Raw genomic sequence first — 19913 nt, forward strand, 5'->3', positions numbered from 1 at the left:
AACCAGCGGGGCTGACGCCCCGGCGAAATTCCCCTCCCACCTACGTCGGAGGGAGTCCCCTTTCGCATTTAAGATGGGGATATGCGCTGGCAAGATCGCCGTGAGAGCAACAATGTGGAAGACCGACGCCAGCAAGGCGGCGGCAACGGGGGCGGCGGCCTGCCCATCGGTGGCAAGGGGCGCCTGATCCTGCTGGTGGTGGTCATGGTGGCGGGGTACTACGGCGTGGACCTCGGCCCCCTGCTGCAGGATCCGGCCCCGCAGAGCCAGCCCCAGCGTCAGAACTCGTCCCAGGCTGCCAACGATCCCCTCGCCCGCTTCACCTCGGTGATGCTCGCCTCCACGGAGGACGCCTGGGGCGAGATGTTCCAGCAAAGCGGCAACCACTATCAGGCCCCCAGACTGGTGCTCTATCGCGGTGCGACCCGCACCGGCTGCGGCCAGGGGCAGTCGGTGATGGGGCCCTTCTACTGTCCGGCCGACAGTACCGTCTACATCGATCTCTCCTTCTATCAGGACATGCGCGACAAGCTGGGGGCCGACGGCGACTTCGCCCAGGGCTATGTGATCGCCCATGAGGTGGGCCACCACGTGCAGAACCTGCTCGGTATCTCCACCAAGGTGCGCCAGCAGCAACAGGGGCTGAGCCAGGTCGCCCAGAACCGGTTGTCGGTCAAGCTCGAACTCCAGGCGGACTGCTTCGCCGGGGTCTGGGGCCACTACATGGAAAAAGAGCAGGTGCTGGAGCGCGGCGATCTGGAAGAGGCGCTCAACGCCGCCCAGGCCATCGGCGACGACAGGTTGCAGCAGCAGGGTCAGGGCCGGGTCGTTCCTGACAGCTTCACCCACGGCACCTCGGCCCAGCGCCTCACCTGGTTCAAACGCGGTTTTGACAGCGGCAAGCCCGCCAGTTGCGACACCTTCGCCGCCCGCTGAAGGGGGCAAACGCAAAGGGGCCGATTCCTCACGGAGCCGGCCCCTTTCCTTTCTCACCCGAGGGGGTCTTCCCTCATTCGGGATCCTCCGCCAGCAGATCGGTGAAGACGAAGCCGTCCCGCAGCACCGTTTCCCCCACCCGGATGGGCAGGGGATGCAGGAACATGGGGCCGTCCCAGGCCAGGGTGTGAAATTCCCCGTTCTCGCCGCAGGGATCCACCCCGGCGGGCAGGGCAGCCAGGAAGGCCGGACCGAATTCATGACCACCTAACCCGGCGTCCAGCTTGCCCGGATCCAGGGTGCAGACCCTGGCCTTGAGCCCGGCGTCGATCATCGCCTGCGCCAGCTCGGTCGTGTCGCTGCCCCAGAGCGGGAAGAGCGGCGTGATGCCGGTCCCCGCCAGTTGCCGCTCCCGATAGGCGCGCACATCCTCAAGAAAGAGATCCCCGAACGCCATGTGGTAAATGTCCTTGACCTGCACATCGGCGATGAAGCCCGTCATGATGCGCCCATACTCCTCGTTGCTGCAGGGCCAGGGCAGGTCGATGGTGGTCAGCGGCAAGCCCACGCACTCAGCCTGTGCCAACAGCAACTGCTTGCGCACCCCGTGCATGGCCACCCGCTCGAACGCCTGGTTGAGTGTGGTGAACAGCCCCACCACCTCGATGGCCGGATCCTGGCGCAGGCGATGCAAGGCCCAGGCGCTGTCTTTTCCGCTGCTCCAGGAGAGCAGTACCTTTTTCTTCGTCATGATCTCTCCAGCTTCTTGCCGCACCGTGCTGCAAGACAGTGTTGCGAATTGTGCGATTTACATTGCGGGACACAAAAGCATACCCTCGTGGGTGAGCGTATCCCCGCAGCACACCGGGGAGAATAACTAAAAAAACGATGGGAAACATAAGGATATGAGTAAAGTCAGCACATCGCACGACCACGGTCGCCCCCTCAATCGACAGGATTACAAGACCCTGAGCCTGGCGGCGCTGGGCGGCGCCCTCGAATTCTACGACTTCATCATCTTCGTCTTCTTCGCCGTGGTCATCGGCGAGCTCTTCTTCCCGGCCGACATTCCCGAGTGGCTGCGCCAGTTCCAGACCTTCGGCATCTTCGCCGCCGGCTACCTGGCCCGCCCCCTGGGGGGCATAATCATGGCCCACTTTGGCGATCTCATCGGCCGCAAGCGGATGTTCACCCTCAGCATCATCCTGATGGCCTTGCCGACCTTGCTGATCGGCCTGCTGCCCACCTACGCCGTGCTCGGCATCGCCGCCCCCCTGCTGTTGCTGCTGCTGCGGATCCTGCAAGGGGCCGCCATCGGCGGGGAAGTCCCCGGTGCCTGGGTCTTCGTGGCCGAACATGTGCCCGCCCGCCGGGTCGGTGTCGCCTGCGGCACCCTCACCGCGGGGTTGACGGCCGGCATCCTGCTCGGCTCCCTGGTGGCGACCGCCATCAACCGTGGCATGAGCCCGGGCGATGTGAGCGACTGGGGCTGGCGTCTGGCCTTCGTGCTCGGCGGCGTGTTCGGCATCGTCGCCATGTACCTGCGCCGCTGGCTGCACGAGACTCCGGTCTTCGCCGAGATGCAGGCCAACAAGTCCCTGGCCGAGGAGCTGCCCCTCAAGACGGTGCTGCGTGAACACAAGGGCAGCGTCGTCGTCTCCATGCTGCTGACCTGGCTGCTCTCCGCCGGCATAGTAGTGGTGATCCTGATGACCCCGACCTATCTGCAGAAGGTCCACGGCATCAGCCCGGCCGATGCCCTGACCGCCAACTCCCTGGCCATCGTCGCCCTCACCCTGGGCTGCATCGTCTATGGTCGCCTGATCGATGCCATCGGCAGCGGTCCTACCTTCATCCTGGGCTCCCTGCTGCTGGCCGGCGCCACTTATACCTTCTACCACAGCCTGGCAGCCGGCACGGATCAGCTGGTGCCCCTCTACATGCTGGCGGGCTTTGCGGTGGGGATCGTCGGCGCCGTGCCCTACGTCATGGTCAATGCCTTCCCGCCGGTGGTGCGCTTCTCCGGGCTGTCGTTCTCCTACAACGTGGCCTACGCCATCTTCGGCGGTCTCACCCCCATGCTGGTCACCCTCTGGATGAAGGAGGACGTGCTGGCCCCCTCCCACTATGTGGTCAGCCTGGCCGCCCTCGGTTTCGTGCTCGGCATCTGGCTCTGGCTGCGCCAGCGCGGCCAACGCCAGGCCACCCCGCAGGCCGCCTGATCCTTCCCAAGCAAGCCCCGCACTGTCGGGGCTTGTTCTTTGCGGATATCATCGACCGGGTGGCGGTCCGCTGCGGACCTGCCAGCTCACCCCAATCCGTCCATCTGCCCGAGGTCCACTATGTTCTTCCAGGTCGTCTTTCTCGCCTTGCTGGCCCTGCTGCCCATGGTCAACCCGCCCACCACGGCCACCCTGCTGCTGGGATTGAGCAAGGGCATGTCCCGCGAGCACATTCGCCGCCAGATCAACATGGCCGCCCTCTATCTGTTCGCCACCCTGTGCGTCAGCTTCTTCATCGGATCCTCCATCCTGGATCTGTTCGGGATCTCCATTCCCGGCCTGCGCCTGGCCGGTGGCCTCATCATCGCCTTCATCGGCTTTCGCATGCTGTTCCCCTCGCCAAACCAGTCTGCCGGGGTCGAGGCCAACCAGAATATCGCCTTCGTGCCCCTGACCATGCCCAGCATGTGCGGACCCGGCACCATGGCGCTGGTGATCAGCGGCGCGGCCCAGATCGCCGAGCTGCCGGCCGAGGCCGATCGCGTCGTCATCTATGCCGCCATGGTCACCGCCTTCGCCCTGATGAGCCTGATCAGCTGGGGTGTGCTCAAGCTGGCAGATCCCGTGTGCAAGATCCTGGGAGCCACCGGCATCGACGCCATGACCCGCATCATGGGTTTCCTGCTGGTGTGCATGGGTATGCAGTTCTGCATCAACGGCGTCAAGGAGGTGGCGCAGGATCCCGTCTTCCATGGCCAGGTGATGGAACAACCCGCTGCCGCCTTGCCGACCCATGCCGGATCTACCGCCCTCGATCATCTCGCCGTGCCGCGCGAGCCCTGATTGAAAACGGTGTCATTTTTCGTGCAAATCCCTCCTGATCTTGCGCCTGATCATATTGCCTTCATCTTGATGGGGTAGTCTGGTTTTTGTACAGGCAGGGTTCAGAAGGTTGCCGCTAGCGTGGCATGTGCTGACCCCATCACTTGAGGAGATATGCAAATGGAAAAGATGCTGACCGAGATTGGAAGCTACAGCCTGTTTCATGAGTATCTGAACGTGGTCGGTGCCGCCAGCCCCGCGCTGACCCGGATCAAGACAGGATGGGAGTTCAAGCGAAAGGATCGCCTGCTCGCCCAGATAAGGGTGGATGACCACGGCCACGCCCGCTTCTTCATCGACGCCCGCGCCATTTCGGTCAACTGACCCGACCCCTTTCCCAGCCCCGGCGCCTGCCGGGGCTTTTTATTGCTTGCGCCTTCCAATAAAAACCCCGGCGCCGGGCCGGGGTTTACAAAGGTGTATGACCTTACTGGGTACCGCCCACGGTGAGCTGATCCAGCTTGAGGGTGGGCTGGCCAACGCCGACCGGCACGCTCTGCCCCTCCTTGCCGCAGACCCCGACCCCGCGATCCAGCGCGAGATCACGGCCCACCATGGAAACCTGGCTCATCGCCTCGGGGCCGTTGCCGATCAGGGTCGCCCCCTTGATGGGCGCGGTGATCCTGCCATCCTCGATGAGGTAGGCCTCGGAGGCGGAGAAGACGAACTTGCCGGAGGTGATGTCCACCTGGCCGCCACCGAAGTTGGGGGCATAAATGCCCTTCTTCACCGAGGCGATGATCTCCGCTGGATCGTACTGACCCGCCAGCATGTAGGTGTTGGTCATGCGCGGCATCGGCAGGGCGGCGTAGGATTCGCGGCGGCCGTTGCCGGTGAGCGACACCCCCATCAGACGGGCGTTCTGCTTGTCCTGCAGGTAACCCTTGAGGATGCCGTTCTCGATCAGCACGTTGTAGCCCCCCGGCGTCCCCTCGTCGTCGATGGAGACGGAGCCGCGCCGACCCGGCAGGGTGCCGTCATCGACGATGGTGCAGTGTTTGGAAGCCACCTGCTCGCCGATGCGCCCGGCAAAGGCGGAGGAGCCCTTGCGGTTGAAGTCCCCTTCCAGACCGTGACCCACCGCCTCGTGCAGCAGCACACCGGGCCAGCCGGCACCGAGCACCACCGGCATGGTGCCGGCCGGGGCGTCGATGGCCTCCAGGTTGACCAGTGCCTGGCGCACCGCTTCGCGCACATAGCCAAACGCCCGGCTCTCGAGCCCGTCCAGCTCAAGGAAATGGTCGTAACCGAAGCGGCCACCGCCCCCCGCGCTGCCGCGCTCACGGCGATCCCCCTTCTCGGCGATGACGGTCACCGAGAGGCGCACCAGCGGACGCACGTCGGCGGCCAGGGTGCCATCGGTGGCGGCCACCAGGATCTCTTCATAGACCCCGCTGATGGAGGCCATCACCTGATTGATGGCGGGATCCAGGCTTCTGGCGAACTTGTCCATCTGCTCCAGCAGGGCAATTTTCTGCTGCTTGTCGAGGGTCTGCAGGGGATCCAGCGCCGGGTAGAGCAGGTTTGCTTCGGTGCGAGCCCATGCTTTTACCTTGCCGTGAGCACCGGCGGCGGCGATGCCGCGAGCGGCAGTCACCGACTGTTGCAGCGCCAGCAGGCTCAGCTCGTCCGAGTAGGCGAAACCGGTCTTCTCGCCGCTGACGGCGCGCACCCCCACCCCCTGATCGATGTTGTAGCTGCCATCCTTGACGATGCCGTCCTCCAGCATCCAGGACTCGTGCCAGCTGCGCTGGAAATAGAGGTCGCCGAACTCCACCTGATGGCTCATCAGGCTGCCGAGCAGCTGTTGCAGCCGCCCTTCGTCGAGATCGTTCGGGGCCAACAGGGAGGCACTAACCTGGCTCAATAGACTCAAATCTTTCTCTCCACTCTCATGCGAGATGTCGTAACGGTTAAATCCACGGCCGCGGGCTCACAACAGGCGGGCGTGTTGCAGCACCGGCATGGTGCGTTTCAATTCATCGACCAGGGCCCCATCCAGCGGCGCCAGCACAGTGCCCTGCCCCGACGCCCGACAGGCCAGCACCCGGCCCCAGGGGTCGATCACCATGCTGTGGCCCCAGGTCTGACGCCCTGTCTCGTGGGTGCCCCCCTGGTTGGCGGCCACCACGTAGCACTGGTTCTCGATGGCACGGGCCCGCAGCAGGGGCTCCCAGTGCGCCTCGCCGGTGACGGCGGTAAAGGCGGCAGGCACCAGCAGCACCCGGGCACCGGCCCGGGCCAACTGGCGGTACAGCTCGGGAAAGCGCAGATCATAACAGATAGAAAGGCCGAGGGGACCAAAGGGGGAGTCCACCAGCACAGGCTGATCACCCGGGCTGAAGGTCTCCGACTCCCGGTAGCGGCCGTGATTGTCCGCCACGTCCACGTCGAACAGGTGGATCTTGTGGTAATGCCCCTTGAGCTCGCCGTCGGGATTGAACACCAGGGTGCTGGTGTGGATGTGGTCGGCACCGGCGATGGCGGTGGGCATGGCCCCGGCCACCAGCCAGATGCCGTGGGATTTGGCCCAATCAGAGAGTTGCTGCTGGATTGGGCCATTTCCCAATGGCTCTGCCCCGTCCAGATACCCCTGCCGCTCGCCAAAGAGGGCGAAGTTTTCCGGCAGCAGCACCAGCAAGGGGCGCTCCCCGGGCAGACTCGCCAGCTCGGCGGCGATCCGCTCCCGGTTATCCTGCCAGGTACGACCCGAAATCAACTGCATGGCGGCTAGCCACATGACGCGCTCCTTCTGTTGGGCGAGCCGGTGGCAGAAGGCCTCCTCGGCTCGCAGGGCAATATCCGCACTCTTCTGTTGGGCGAGCCGGTGACACAAGGCCTTCTCGGCTCGCAGGGCAATATCCGCACTCATCTGTTGGGCGAGCCGGTGACCGGTGACAGAAGGCCTTCTCGGCTCGCGGGGCAATATCCGCACTATGAGGGGTTTGGCGGCCGGGGGAAAGTCCCCCAGCCCGGTGTATGCCCTCAGCGCTGACCCGAGCCCTGATGCTTGGGATCGAGCAGGAAGGGGGTGACCTCCTTGGCGGGCAGGCCGGGCGCCACCGCATCCACCGCATCCTTCTGGTGCTGGTTGAGCTTGATGCGGGCGCGATCCCGCCCCGCCTCCACCAGCCTGGGGGCGTCCAGCGGGCCGGAGACCCGAAAATCGATGCGGGTCACCACGTCCACCACGGGCTCCAGCAGCTTGGAGAGGGCCAGCACATAGAGCCCGGTGATGGGAGTCAGGGAGAAGGCCGCTACCACGGGCAGGGTGCCCCCCAGGTTCGGGGAGAAGCTCAGATCAAAGTCGAGCCGCCAGCGCACCAGATCCGCGATACCCTTGCCCCGCAGGTTGCCCGCGGCCCCCTTCATGTAGAAGTCGTTGTTCTCCACCACCCCCTGATGGACCTTGGCGGAGGCGGACATGGACTCGAAATAGAAGCCCTTGTCGAAGACGTCGCGAAAATCGAGGCGCAGCTTGCGCATCAGGGAGTCGAGGCTCAGCAGGGAGAGCAGCCGGGCCCCCTTGTCGTTGACCTCCCGCAGGGTCCCTCCCTCCAGTTGGTAGTCGGCGCTGCCCGCCAGAGTCGGCAGGCTCAGGCGGTAGGGCACGTCACGCCAGTTCAGATCCAGCGCCAGCTTGCCCGGGGCATCCCCGATGGGCGAGGTGTAGCCGAGCCGCTTGAGCAGCAGCTCGCTGTTGCGGGTCTCGAGGTTCACCCTGGCACGGGTCTGCATCTGGCTGCCACGGGCCAGCCACTCGGCGCTGCCGCGCAGGGTGCTGCCCGCCAGGCGCATCTCCAGCCCCTTGAGATCCAGCCGGTTGGCCCCGGGCAGCAGTTCCCCCTGCACCTCACCCAGGGGCAGCTCGCCGAAGCGGCAATCCACGCAACTGAAGGTGAGCCAGGGAATGGCGTCCATGATGGCCCTGTCCTGGCGCTCATCGGGATCCGGGCTGAGATCGGTCCCCTTGCCGGACCAGTAGATACGGGCAAACTTGGCATCGATGGGACGTCCGTCGGCCACCGGCACCCGCACCACCCCCATCACGTCGGGGCTGTCGATCATCACCTCGGTGGCCTGGTTCACCGGCCCCAGGGTGAAGTGCACCGCCTTGAGGCTGGCGCTGCCGATGTCGGCACGGGCCAGCTGGCCATCCACCCACCACTCCTGGGGCAAGAACGCGGGGCCCACCACCGCATTGCCCTGCGTCGCCTGCGCCTTGGCCGGCAGCCACTGCTTGAGACGGGCCAGCCAGCCGGCCACGTCCGCCTGCTGCTGGTTGATGGCGAGCAGCATGGGCTTGTCCTGCATCACCCGCGCCCCGGGCTGGCCGATGTTGACCCGCACCCGGCTGAGGTAGGGCACGCCGTCGCCGTACACCAGGCGGCTCTGCATGTCGATGTCCGCCCCCAGCACGGCGCGGATGTCGGCGCTGCCATCCCGCCCACGGGCCGTCACCTTGAGGGGCAGCCGGGCACCCGCTGCCTTGGTCAGGGGCACAGGCAGATCCAGCCCCATGCCCTGCAGGTTGGAGTCCAGCGCCAGCTGGAAACTGAACGCCTTGTTCTCGGGCAGGGTCAGCCCCAGGGTACCCGACCAGTTGCTGCGCCCCTGGAGCATCTCGAGGGCCGGTATGTCCCGGCGCTGGCGGCGGCTGTCCCACTGCCCCTGGAACTTGAGGTCGGCCTGATAGCCGTGGGGCAGTTGCCGCCCCTGATAATCCAGGGTCAGCGGCTGGTTCCACAGGCTGGCCTTGAGGTTGTGAATGCGCGTCTGCTCGTTGTCATACTCGAGCGTCCCTGCGACCCCGTCGAGGGGCAGATCCAGGGAGGCGATCCTCACCTTGTTGTCCTTGAAGCTGGCTTCCCCGCTGGCCTTGACCTCCCCCTCGCCATCCAGCGGTATGTCGAGCTTCACCGTGCCCTTCATGGGGCCGCGGATCTCCACCTCCCGCAGCGCCTGACCGACGGATCCCCCCAGCGGCGAGTCCTGCAAATAGTCGCTGATGGCCTTGCCCTCGCCCTCAACCTTGGCATCCACGTAGAGGTGAGCCCCCGGATAGAGGTCCGGGATCCAGGCGTGCACCGAGTCGGAGCTGGCCTTGCCGAGCTGGGTGGCGCGGCTGTTCATGTCGAGGCTGGCGTTCTGGAACAGCAGATCGATCTGCAGGTCGGTCAGCGGCTGCCAGCCCGGGAAAAACTCGTAGGTGGCCTGTTGCAGCGGCACCGCCACCTGGAAGACGCCCTTGCCGTTGTCGTAGGGGAAGTCACGGAATTCGCCGTACCAGAGCAAGTCTGCACCCTTGGCCTTGCCCCCCTTGATGGCGCCGCTCAGGTAGCTCACCAGCCCCTCATCCATCACCGCCAGGGGGTAGTAGCGATCCGCATGGGCCGCGTTCTTGACGTCGATGCGCCCGGTCAGGGCGAGGAAGGGGTGCTCGAACAGCTCGAGGCGAAACCGGCTGGCGAGGCGCAGATCCGGGTTGTCCAGGGCAATGTCCTGGCCATAGAGCACCCAGCCTTGGGGCGCCCGCCACCAGTCGAGGGCCGCACTCAGGCTGTCCACCGGGATGGGTTCCTTGAAGTGGCGGGCCGGATCCACCTTGCCTTTGCCCAGGGTCAGGCGGGCGCGTCCCCCGTTCGGGGTCAGCCAGAAGTCGCCGTCCAGCTTTTGCAGACCGGGTACATCGTGCCAGGCCCGGGTCTCGAAGCCGCGCAGTTGCCCCTGCAAAGAGAGCCCCTGCCAGTCCCCGTCGGCCTGCAGGACCAGCTCCTGCAACTGGCCCCTTGGCCGGGTGCGCTTGAGGGTCTCGGTCAGCTCGGGATAGAGGCCGGAGACCAGCTGGCTCAAGTTGGCAATCTGGTCGAGATCGATGGCGGGCACATAGCCCTGGATGCGCGAGCCGATGCGCTCGAGCTGCAGGCGGCTGTGTAGCCAGGTGGCGCCATCGAGCTTGAAGATGACGTCGTGGCTGGCGAGCTGCCACGCCTCGCCGTCCCGACGCAGCTGGATCTTGCCCCCCTGCAGGTCGAGGCGGTGCGGCTCCCCCTTGATCTCGTCTTTCCAGATCAGGTGGTTGTTGCCAAAGGCCAGCAGGGAGTTGCCGAGCCTGCCCTTCTCGAACTCGCTCCAGAGCTGGAAGTCGAGCTGGCCGCTCACCGGTGGCGCGCCGGCGTGGATCCGGGCCAGCATGGGGCTGATGTCCAGCTCGCTGGCCCCCAGATAGAGCTGGCCCTTGAGGCGGTCGAGCCGCACCTCGGGAGCATCCACATCGATGATGAGGTCCAGGGTGCTCTCCCCCACCCCGTTGATGAGATAGGCCTTGCCGACCCCCTGATGACGCTTGCCGCGGTTCTGCCAGCGCAACTGGGCGATGTCGAGGGCGCGCACCTCCCCCAGTGCCGTGGTGAGGCTCAGGCGAGTGTCGTGAATGTCGAAGGTGGAGAGCTGGGTCAGCAGGAAGCGCAGCAGGGCCTCCTGCTGGTTCGCGCTCTTCCCGCTGACGGGGGTGGCGGGCTGGGTCATGTCCAGCGCGATGTTGCCGTCGCTCAGGATCAGCTGGCCAAACACCGGTCTGAGTTCGTTGAGGGAGCGCCAGAAGTCGAGGTGGGCCCACACCTTGCCAAGGCGCAGGGAGAAACGCCCCGAATCGGGGGCGATGGCCAGTCCTTCCAGCCCGATGGCCGGGCCGCGGGGAGTCCACTCCAGCCCGACGTGATCCACGCTCACCTCGAGCTGACTCTCTCCGAGCAGGGTCCCTATCACGGCCGCCCGGTGCTGGTTGAGCAAAGGGCCGCCCAGTCGTACCACGCTGACCAGAACGGCCAGCAGCACGAAGAAGACTCCGAGGGCCAACCAGCCCCGACTCAGCCAGCGATAGACCAATTACATCATCACCACATCGAACTGTTCCTGCCCACAGAGCGGCTCGGAGACCACCCTGACCTGCTTGCCGATGAAGACTTCCAGCTCCGCCAGACTGTGGGACTCCTCCCCCCGCAGGTAATCGGCCACCGAAGGAGCCGCATAGACGGTGAACTGATCCGCGTCGTAGGCGCGGTTGACCCGGATGATCTCCCGCAGGATCTCGAAGCAGACCGACTCCACCGTCTTGACCCGGCCGCGCCCCTTGCACTCGGGGCACTCGGCGCAGAGCACGTGCTCCAGGCTCTCCCGGGTGCGCTTGCGGGTCATCTCCACCAGCCCGAGCTGGGAGAAACCGTTGACGTTGGTCTTGGCCCTGTCCTTGGCCAGCGCCAGCTCCAGGCTGTGCAGCACCCGGCGACGGTGATCCTCGGACTGCATGTCGATGAAGTCGATGATGATGATGCCGCCGAGGTTGCGCAGGCGCAGGTGACGGGCGATGGCGGCGGTGGCCTCGACGTTGGTGTTGAAGATGGTCTCTTCCAGATTGCGATGGCCGACGAAGGCTCCGGTGTTGATGTCCACCGTGGTCATGGCTTCGGTCTGGTCGATGATGAGGTAGCCGCCGGATTTGAGCTCCACCTTGCGCTCCAGGGCCCGCTGGATCTCGTTCTCCACGTCGTAGAGATCGAAGATCGGCGACTCGCCGGTGTAGTACTCCAGCTTGTTGGCCAGCTCGGGCACGTACTCCTCGGTGAAGCGCTTGAGCTGATCGAAGCTCTGGCGCGAGTCGACCCGGATCTTGTCGAGCTCGGCACCGACGAAGTCACGCACCACCCTGAACGCCAGGCTGGGATCCTCATAGAGGATCTTGCAGGGGGGGTACTTCTGCTTGCGCTCGAGGATCTTGCGCCACAGGCGCTTCAAGAAGGCGGCGTCCTGCTCCAGCTCCTGCTCCCCCACCCCCTCGGCGGCGGTGCGGATGATGTAGCCACCGAGCTCGTCCACATAGCCGGCCACGGTGCGCTTGAGGCGCTCGCGCTCCGCCTCGGACTCGATGCGCTGGGAAACCCCCACATGCGCACTCCCCGGCATGAAGACCAGGTAGCGGGAAGGCAGGGTGATGTCGGTGGTGAGGCGGGCCCCCTTGGTGCCCAGCGGATCTTTCACCACCTGCACCATGATGTCCTGCCCCTGGCGCACCAGCTCGGCGATGTTGCCGGCCTGGAACTGTTCCTTCTCCTTGATCGCCACGCACTCGGTATGGGGGACGATGTCGGAGGCGTGCAGGAAGGCGGCCTTGTCCATGCCGATGTCGACGAAGGCGGCCTGCATGCCGGGCAGCACCCGGCTGATCTTGCCCTTGTAGATGTTGCCCACTATGCCGCGCTTGGCCTGGCGCTCCACGTGCACTTCCTGCAGCAGGCCGTTCTCGACCAGGGCGACCCGGGTCTCGGAGGGGGTGACGTTCACCAGCAGTTCTACCGACATAAGTTACCTTGCCTTTCTAGTTTTGAATTCTGGCACGACGAACAACGGGTAACTCAGCAGCGCACCGCTGACGGGAGGATTACCGGGTCTGCTCGAGGTGCTGCTTGATCAACAGGTCCGTCTCCAGCAGGGGCAGGCCGACCACGGCACTGTAGCTCCCCTCGAGGCGACTGACGAACTTGCCGGCAATGCCCTGGATGGCGTAGGCGCCGGCCTTGTCGCACGGCTCGCCGGTGCGCCAGTAGGCCTCGATCTCGGACTCGTCCAGCTTGCGAAACGCCACGTTGGTGGTGACCAGGCGCACGTCGCAGCGATCCGGGGTGGCCAGGGCCACCGCCGTCATCACCTGGTGCACCCGTCCGGAGAGCGCCTCCAGCATGTCCTTGGCGTCCAGCAGGTCGGAGGGCTTCTCCAGCACCCGCTCCCCCAGCACCACTATGGTGTCCGCCCCCAGCACGGGCAGCGCCGTGGGCGCCGCGGCCACGCCGGCCATGGCCTTGTCGCGGGCGAGCCGGCAGACGTAATCCTGGGGCTTCTCACCGTCGTTGCGCAGCTCCGGCACATCCAGCTTGAGGACCTCGAAACGGTAGCCCAGGCGGGTCAGAAGCTCGTGCCGGCGGGGGGAGCCCGAGGCGAGATAGAGTTGCAGTTCGTTGTGCTTGTTCATACTTCACTCAATGAGACGATGCGCAGTTACAATGCGTTGTTTTTATTCACATTCACTTGATATTGAAGCGACGCCGCACCTTGCGCAAGACCATAAAAATCCAGGGCCATATTAACATCGTCGTCAACGTCGACCAAAAGTAGGCGAAGTTGAGGCTGGCCCGGCTGAACAGATGCTCCGCCCAGAACACGGTGATCTTCCCCACCAGGGAGAGCAGACCGATGATCAGCGCCTGCTGCCAGAGGGAGAAGTTGCGGATCTTCTGGAACTGGAATGCCGCCAGGTAGGTGGTGATGGCCATGGCCATGGCCCGCACGCCGAGGGTGCTGCCGAGCAGCACGTCCAGCAGCAGGCCCGCCACCCAGGCGGTGCCGACGTTGGTCCGGTGCGGCAGCGCCAGCGCCCAGTAGATGAGCACCATGGCGAGCCAGTCCGGACGGAAGGGTTCGAATTGAAAGGGAAGCGGCAGGATGGAGAGGCACAGGGCCAGCAGGATCGAACACCAGATCCAGATCCTGCCGCTGGCGGGTTGCAGCATCAGCGCGTCGCCCCCGCCGCCGAGGTTGCCGTGGCCGCCGAGGCGCTCGCCGCAGGCTCAAGAGCATCCTTGTCGTGTACTTCCGGTTTCTTGTCGGTCCACAGCAGCAGCAGGTAGCGCAGACGGTCCAGCGCCACCAGCGGCTTGGCCTCGATCTGGGCGAAGGGCTTGCCCTCCACGTAGTCGGAGCGGGTCACGGTCGCCACCGGATAACCTTCCGGGAAGCGGCCGCCCAGGCCCGAGGTGACCAGCAGATCGCCGACCTGGACGTCGGTGTTGCGGGGCAGGTTGCGCAGCTCCAGCTTGTCCAGCTCGCCGCTGCCGGAGGCGATGGCGCGCAAGTCGTTGCGCAGCACCCGCACCGGGATGCCGTGGCTGGAGTCGGTGATGAGCAGGACGCGACTGGTGGTGGAGCCCACGTGGAGCACCTGACCGACCACCCCCTGATCGTTGATCACCGGCTGGCCGTTGTAGACGCCATCCAGCGCCCCCTTGTTGATCAGCACCTGATGGCTGAAGGGGTCGGAATCCACCGACAGCAGCTCGGCCACCATCTTGCGGGACTCCTTGTGTACCGGCGACCCCAGCAGCTCGCGCAGACGCTGGTTCTCGTGCTCCAGCTGATCCATCTTGAGCAGGCGAGAGCGCAGGGTGAACAGTTGCTGCTCCTGCTGCTTGGTCTGCTCGATGAGATCGGCGCGGGTCTGCACCTGGGTCGACATGGTGTCGAGCAGGGTGCCGGGGGCGTTGGCGATGTATTGCAGCGGGCTCACCAGGGAGCTCAGATAAACGCGGACATGGCTGAACACACCGAAGCGGGAATCCGCGACGATGGCAGCGACGGAGATGATGACGGCGAGAAACAACCGTAACTGAAGCGAAGGGCCTCTACCGAAGATGGGTTTCATGAGTCGTCAAAAAAGAGCCGGCGCTCGGCCGGCTTTGGGTCTTATTCGTAGTGGAACAGATCGCCACCGTGCATATCGATCAGCTCCAGCGCCTTGCCACCGCCACGGGCGACACAGGTGAGGGGATCTTCAGCCACGACGACCGGGATGCCGGTCTCTTCCATCAGCAGACGGTCGATGTCCTTGAGCAGGGCACCACCACCGGTCAGCACCATGCCGCGCTCGGAAATGTCGGACGCCAGCTCGGGCGGGGATTGCTCCAGGGCCACCATGACGGCGGAGACGATGCCGGAGAGCGGCTCTTGCAGCGCTTCCAGGATCTCGTTGGAGTTCAGGGTGAAGCTGCGGGGCACACCCTCGGCCAGGTTGCGACCGCGCACTTCGATCTCGCGCACCTCTTCGCCCGGATAGGCGGAGCCGATCTCGTGCTTGATGCGCTCGGCGGTGGCTTCCCCGATCAGGCTGCCGTAGTTGCGACGCACGTAGCTGATGATGGCTTCGTCGAACTTGTCGCCACCGATACGGACGGACTGGGAGTAGACCACGCCGTTCAGGGAGATGATGGCCACTTCGGTGGTACCGCCACCGATGTCCACCACCATGGAACCGGTCGCTTCGGAGACCGGCAGGCCGGCACCGATGGCGGCAGCCATGGGTTCATCGATCAGGTAAACCTCGCGGGCGCCGGCGCCCAGCGCGGATTCCTTGATGGCGCGACGTTCCACCTGGGTGGAGCCGCAGGGCACGCACACCAGCACGCGCGGGCTGGGGCGGAAATAGTTGTTGTCGTGAACCTGTTTGATGAAGTGCTGCAGCATCTTCTCGGTCACGTAGAAATCGGCGATCACGCCGTCTTTCATCGGGCGAATGGCGGAGATGTTACCCGGGGTACGACCCAGCATCTGCTTGGCGGCATGACCGACAGCAGCGACCGATTTGGCGTTCCCGCGCTCTTGGCGAATGGCGACAACTGAGGGTTCGTTAAGGACGATCCCTTGATCTTTTACATAGATCAGGGTGTTGGCAGTTCCCAAGTCGATCGACAGATCGTTGGAAAAGACGCCTCTGAGCTTTTTGAACATGGCTACGGGAAATCCTAAGAATTTGGAGGTGCAGAAAACCGGCTAACTTTACCAATGCCCACCCCAATGGGCAAGCGCTCAAACTGTCGCCAATCAATCAGGCGCGACAAAAATGCGAGTCATCACTCACTCGGACACGCTTGCAAACACTAATAAACAAGGATTTAGGGGGATGCTGTTGAGCCAGCCCCCCTTTCACATCATTCAATGCAATACTTCGCGCCGATAAATAACTCTGTCATTACCCCGGCTGGAGCCGAAAATGGCCTCACCTTGCAGGTTGCCGTCATTGCCACTCGTTGGGTCAGACAACCAGAGGGGCTGCGACGGCTGTTTTGCCAAATCGACCTTGTAGGGAATGCGCACCGAGATGTCCGGCTTGGCAAAGTGGAACAGGATCTCCCCGTCTTTCGCCAGTGCAGCATCCCCACCCGGTGCCGAACTACCCAACCCCAGCTTGATCTTGCGACCCGCCCCCAGATTCAGCTCGCGAGTCGCCGCATCAAAGGTTTGACTTGGATTGAGGAAAGTGAACCCCTGATTGGCCAAAGAGAGCTGGGTACATTGATCTTCCTTGTTTTTCAGCCAGTTGCCCGCTTCGTAATATTGCATCTGCAGTGGAATGGCCAGCGGCGCCGAGGCCAGGCCAGCCGCCGTACCAGCCTGCAGGCGGCCGTACAACAGCTTTTGAGTACCCAGCAGCACCGCATTACACCCTTGCCCCGATTTGGAACAATCCCCTGCTACACCCGCATTCATATTCGGATTCGCCAACAGCGTAGTACCGCCATCCTGATCATCGACTTTGATACCAAAGCTCAACGTGGCAAACGGTGCTTCTGGACTCGCAGCACGATCAAAGCGGGTATTCAGCCCCAAAGGCGACTGCTGATTTATACTGGCGACGCCACTTGCCCAGCTGAGCGAGGGAGATAGTGTAATACGCTTGTCACGAGCAACCCCATCCAGAGCATTAGCCGCCACCATCTCAGCAACCCCTTTAGCGAACGCCCCCTTATAGTTCTCTGTCGTCCCTTTCTGCAGATTGCGTGCAGTGAGGACAAAACCGCTGGCAAAGGGCTGGCTCATGTATGTAAAGGCATTGCAGGCAGGCGTGATAAAGCCATTACTCAAACTGTAATCCCAAGGGACAAAACGACCGATGGGTACGCTCCATCGCAACACAGTCTCAAGTTGGGGTAATTCATCCTGATAAGCGGGATAAGGCACAAAGTTGCTGACGCCTAACCGGATCACCCCGACCTCAGACCAATTCGCCGTCACGTTTGCTACCCCGCTCGCCAACGTGATCGCTGTCGGCGAAAATGTTCCGGTGCCGCCAGCTGCCGGCGCTAACAGCGCCCAAGAGATCGCCTTATTGCTGGTCGCAAAGCCAGGGGTTAGCTGATCCTGCTCATTGAGGGCACGCGCTTGCAGAGTAAAGGACTCGCCCGCTTTGCGATAGACAGGGCATGCTGCATATGTGTTGTCGTTACTGCCCGAGCAGCCACTTTGTCCTTGTGCCTGGAGTGCGATCGCTTTAGGAATCACAGCAACCGTATCACTACCGGTCAGCTTAAGGGTGCCGGTGACATCATTCTTCTGGAAAGTAGCATCCAGTCGCAACACCCCCGCATCCGGGTACTGTACGGTCAGTTGACCCACCCCATCACTGTTAAACGCAACCTTAACGTTTCCTGATGGCGCGAGCGTGGTGCTATTGACCGTCGGCACGGCAGTGCTGCTCTCAGAGACGACCTTGCTCGAGGTAAATTGGAGAGTCTGATCACCTGTCAGTAAGGGCACGCATACCTTGGTCGCCCCCACATCGTTTGATTTGATGGCGCGGATCGAGGTGACTCCCGAGGTACCGGCATAGAAGGTGGGGACATTGAAACGCAGTGCAGCATCGGCAAACGGGAGCGTGCAATATTGTTTAGCAGGCCCCAATGAACCGGACCGACATAAGGTATCACTCTGCGGCCGCAGTGGCGGAGTCGAGCTGGACACGCCCATAGTGATGGAACTGGCCGAATAATTACTTAGCATCACCTTAGTGGTGCCGCCAGTTATAGTGACAACACCATTATTCACGTTATTTAAACCACTACCTGACGACCAACCACCATTCGTAAAGGGGTTAGGAGTGAGCGCTGCCGTAACAGTACCCGACATTAGTTGTGAACAATCCTCATTGGCACAAGCTTTAATTGTGATCTCTTCAGGCTGGCAGGTGATTGCCTGCCCTGAATGAGCGAATTCGAAATGATGTACTTGAACCCCGACCGGATTCACTTTCAATGCACATATTTTTACGTTATCAATATCATGTATATTGTTTGAGCCACCTGTTGAGCCGGTGAACGAAAGGTAAAAGTTTTCTGGTATAGGTGACTGACCTAAATCATTAGCGGTAGCATCAAATGTAGGTATCCCAGGCACTGCTGCATAACCAGCACCAGTATTTCGATCAATTGACACCATGGTTTTATTTCCCAAACGGGAATCTACAGTCAAACGGTAGCGATGGGGGGGATTAGGGTAATTATTGCCATTGTGGATCGACGGGTTCAAGGTCGGTGAACCATAAAGATAGCGATATCCAGTTGTAGCAGAGCCAGAACCTCGAATAGCAATTGAATTATTTCGGCGAGGTTGATTATTACTACCGCCTTCTGCAGAAAAGTTACCAAATTCGTCAATGCCGACACCCAACCAGCCACCTGCGAATCCGGGTGCAGCACTGCCTTTATGGCCATACCCCAGCGGTCCACCAAATGCCCCCGGTTGAGGGGTTATCTTGGCGTCTGACAACACCATGGCAATACCATCTGCACCAGTGCCACCATAAGCGGAATGATCGAACTCTACCGTCACCAAGTTATTAGCAGCAGGAAATAACTTAAGGTAAGTCAATGAGGTAGCTTGGTCATTCTTATTTTCAGTTAAACGCAAACGCCCCTCTTTAATTGAGGGGGAAAATGACCCTTTACTGGTTTTTACCACCCATTCTGGTTTGAGTGATGATGAATCAAAATTATCATTGAAGCATTGCAGTTTTGGCTGACCATCATCATATATAACTTTACTACTACTTTGCATTGTAACATTTTTTGCACTAAGACGCCCAGTTAATACAACTTGCTCCTGCAACACCGCACCTCCTGCAACATAATAGCTTCCTTGTGCTTGGGCATCTCCTTTCAATATAATATTTTCTTTTACATATACATCAAGAGAGGTTAACCCAGACAACATTGATGCGTTTTCAATAGTCAAACGACCATTAATGTATAACGTAGTTGCCTCTACACCCGCGATAAAAACCGAGCCAGAATTTATATAGAGGTCACCGTCTATAATGTATGACTTTCCAGCTTTTAATGTTACCGTTGAGTTCTCATATAAAGTCATACCTTTAATAACATAGGTTGAATATGTATCTGAAACACTCATGGAACCTTTATTAAGAGTGACACTACCTAGATCCCACCGACCTGCCCCTGCCGACTTTCCATAACCGACAGTATTTCCAAGTACTACATCAGGCACAGTTTCAGGAGCTATCTTATAATTTTTTGCATCAGAGCTTACAAGCAAAGTCGGCTGTGTTCTTGATAAACTTGGTTTTTTTGTTATTTCACATTTACCAGCACCACAGGCCTGAGGATTCATTTCCCACTCATATCCTTTTACCGATTTAAAGCACACATCAAGACTGTTATAATTTTCGACCTTTGCATTGTTTTGCATATAAAGCTCACCGGTATTCGAATAGCTTTGAATTGGTCCGGGGAAAATGCTGTTGCAATCAATTGCAGCCCAAACTGGTGAAACCATGATGTATAAGCAAATGATCAGAAATAAATTGCGCATCAGGGAGTTCCTCCATCATAAGCTTCGACCATCAGGGTTCGGCTCACGGCAAAATCAGGGTTGGCACTGTTAAGGTCGGAGCTGCCACAGGTTCCGACACTCTCGAGACGATAGCCATTGGTCACAGACCCGTTATAAGTCACCGGCACCGTGGCGCAACGAACCACAGCCAGACAGTTGCTCAGCCCTGGATTGCTGGCAAAGCTCAGTGGGCTGCTTGCCAGGCAGACCGCTGGGGGAGTCGGTTGGGCAAGCGTGCGCTTGGGGAACAATCGATAGAGTGCTACTTCCAACCCGCTCTGGGCGGCCAGCAGGGCACGCACGCTGCGCACCTCCACAGTATTTTTCTCGCCGCTATCGACCAGAAAACGGCCCATGGCAGCCGCCAGCAGTGCCATCACCACAATCACAAACAGGGCGATCATCAAGGCGCTGCCTCGCATC

At 61.8% G+C, this 19913-nt stretch carries 15 protein-coding genes; 4 read left to right on the forward strand and 11 right to left on the reverse strand.

Going from position 1 to position 19913, the window contains the following annotated elements:
- Positions 1-81: 81 nt before the first annotated feature.
- Positions 82-936, forward strand: a complete 855-nt coding sequence (gene ypfJ, locus PG879_RS11440; protein ID WP_109111810.1) for a KPN_02809 family neutral zinc metallopeptidase — start codon at positions 82-84, stop codon at positions 934-936.
- A gap of 73 nt (positions 937-1009) precedes the next feature.
- Here ypfJ and PG879_RS11445 read toward each other — a convergent pair whose 3' ends face one another.
- Complete coding sequence (locus PG879_RS11445) at positions 1010-1687, reverse strand: ATP-binding protein (RefSeq protein ID WP_052815345.1); 678 nt, start codon at positions 1685-1687, stop codon at positions 1010-1012.
- A gap of 154 nt (positions 1688-1841) precedes the next feature.
- Here PG879_RS11445 and PG879_RS11450 point away from each other — a divergent pair, with 154 nt between their 5' ends.
- From PG879_RS11450 to PG879_RS11460, 3 genes are all read left to right on the forward strand, one after another.
- The gene (locus tag PG879_RS11450) at positions 1842-3158 is read left to right on the forward strand and encodes an MFS transporter (protein WP_039040437.1); all 1317 of its coding nucleotides are present in this window, start codon (positions 1842-1844) and stop codon (positions 3156-3158) included.
- Between the two features lie 120 nt (positions 3159-3278).
- Positions 3279-4001, forward strand: coding sequence for a MarC family NAAT transporter (locus tag PG879_RS11455; protein ID WP_052815346.1), 723 nt, complete (start codon positions 3279-3281; stop codon positions 3999-4001).
- A gap of 159 nt (positions 4002-4160) precedes the next feature.
- Positions 4161-4364: a hypothetical protein gene (locus tag PG879_RS11460; RefSeq protein ID WP_041212219.1), complete on the forward strand. Its 204-nt coding sequence runs from the start codon at positions 4161-4163 to the stop codon at positions 4362-4364.
- Between the two features lie 103 nt (positions 4365-4467).
- On the opposite strand, the gene tldD is transcribed toward PG879_RS11460, so the two are convergent.
- From tldD to PG879_RS11510, 10 genes are all read right to left on the reverse strand, one after another.
- Positions 4468-5916: a metalloprotease TldD gene (tldD, locus tag PG879_RS11465; RefSeq protein WP_052815347.1), complete on the reverse strand. Its 1449-nt coding sequence runs from the start codon at positions 5914-5916 to the stop codon at positions 4468-4470.
- A gap of 57 nt (positions 5917-5973) precedes the next feature.
- On the reverse strand, positions 5974-6780 hold the full coding sequence (locus PG879_RS11470; protein ID WP_052815368.1) for a carbon-nitrogen hydrolase family protein: 807 nt from the start codon (positions 6778-6780) through the stop codon (positions 5974-5976).
- Between the two features lie 245 nt (positions 6781-7025).
- Positions 7026-10928, reverse strand: coding sequence for a YhdP family protein (locus PG879_RS11475; RefSeq protein ID WP_270830216.1), 3903 nt, complete (start codon positions 10926-10928; stop codon positions 7026-7028).
- Positions 10929-12398, reverse strand: a complete 1470-nt coding sequence (gene rng, locus PG879_RS11480; protein WP_010672637.1) for a ribonuclease G — start codon at positions 12396-12398, stop codon at positions 10929-10931.
- A gap of 79 nt (positions 12399-12477) precedes the next feature.
- Positions 12478-13065, reverse strand: a complete 588-nt coding sequence (locus PG879_RS11485) for a Maf family protein (protein ID WP_103858562.1) — start codon at positions 13063-13065, stop codon at positions 12478-12480.
- Positions 13066-13117: 52 nt separating this feature from the next.
- Positions 13118-13603, reverse strand: a complete 486-nt coding sequence (gene mreD / locus PG879_RS11490; protein ID WP_010672635.1) for a rod shape-determining protein MreD — start codon at positions 13601-13603, stop codon at positions 13118-13120.
- Positions 13603-14511 (reverse strand): rod shape-determining protein MreC, encoded by a 909-nt coding sequence (gene mreC / locus PG879_RS11495; RefSeq protein WP_029313545.1) that lies wholly within the window; start codon positions 14509-14511, stop codon positions 13603-13605. The genes mreD and mreC overlap by 1 nt, the downstream gene beginning before the upstream one ends.
- Before the next feature lie 41 nt (positions 14512-14552).
- Positions 14553-15593, reverse strand: coding sequence for a rod shape-determining protein (locus PG879_RS11500; protein ID WP_005308111.1), 1041 nt, complete (start codon positions 15591-15593; stop codon positions 14553-14555).
- 204 nt (positions 15594-15797) lie between these two features.
- Positions 15798-19469 (reverse strand): DUF6701 domain-containing protein, encoded by a 3672-nt coding sequence (locus PG879_RS11505; protein ID WP_270830217.1) that lies wholly within the window; start codon positions 19467-19469, stop codon positions 15798-15800.
- Entirely contained in the window at positions 19469-19894 is a 426-nt protein-coding gene (locus tag PG879_RS11510; protein ID WP_373870504.1) for an MSHA biogenesis protein MshP, read from the reverse strand. Before PG879_RS11510 ends, PG879_RS11505 begins: the two co-directional genes overlap by 1 nt.
- Between the last annotated feature and the right edge of the window lie 19 nt (positions 19895-19913).

The organism is Aeromonas sp. QDB63 (genome assembly GCF_027707425.1).
GTDB classification, from domain to species: Bacteria; Pseudomonadota; Gammaproteobacteria; order Enterobacterales; family Aeromonadaceae; genus Aeromonas; species Aeromonas caviae.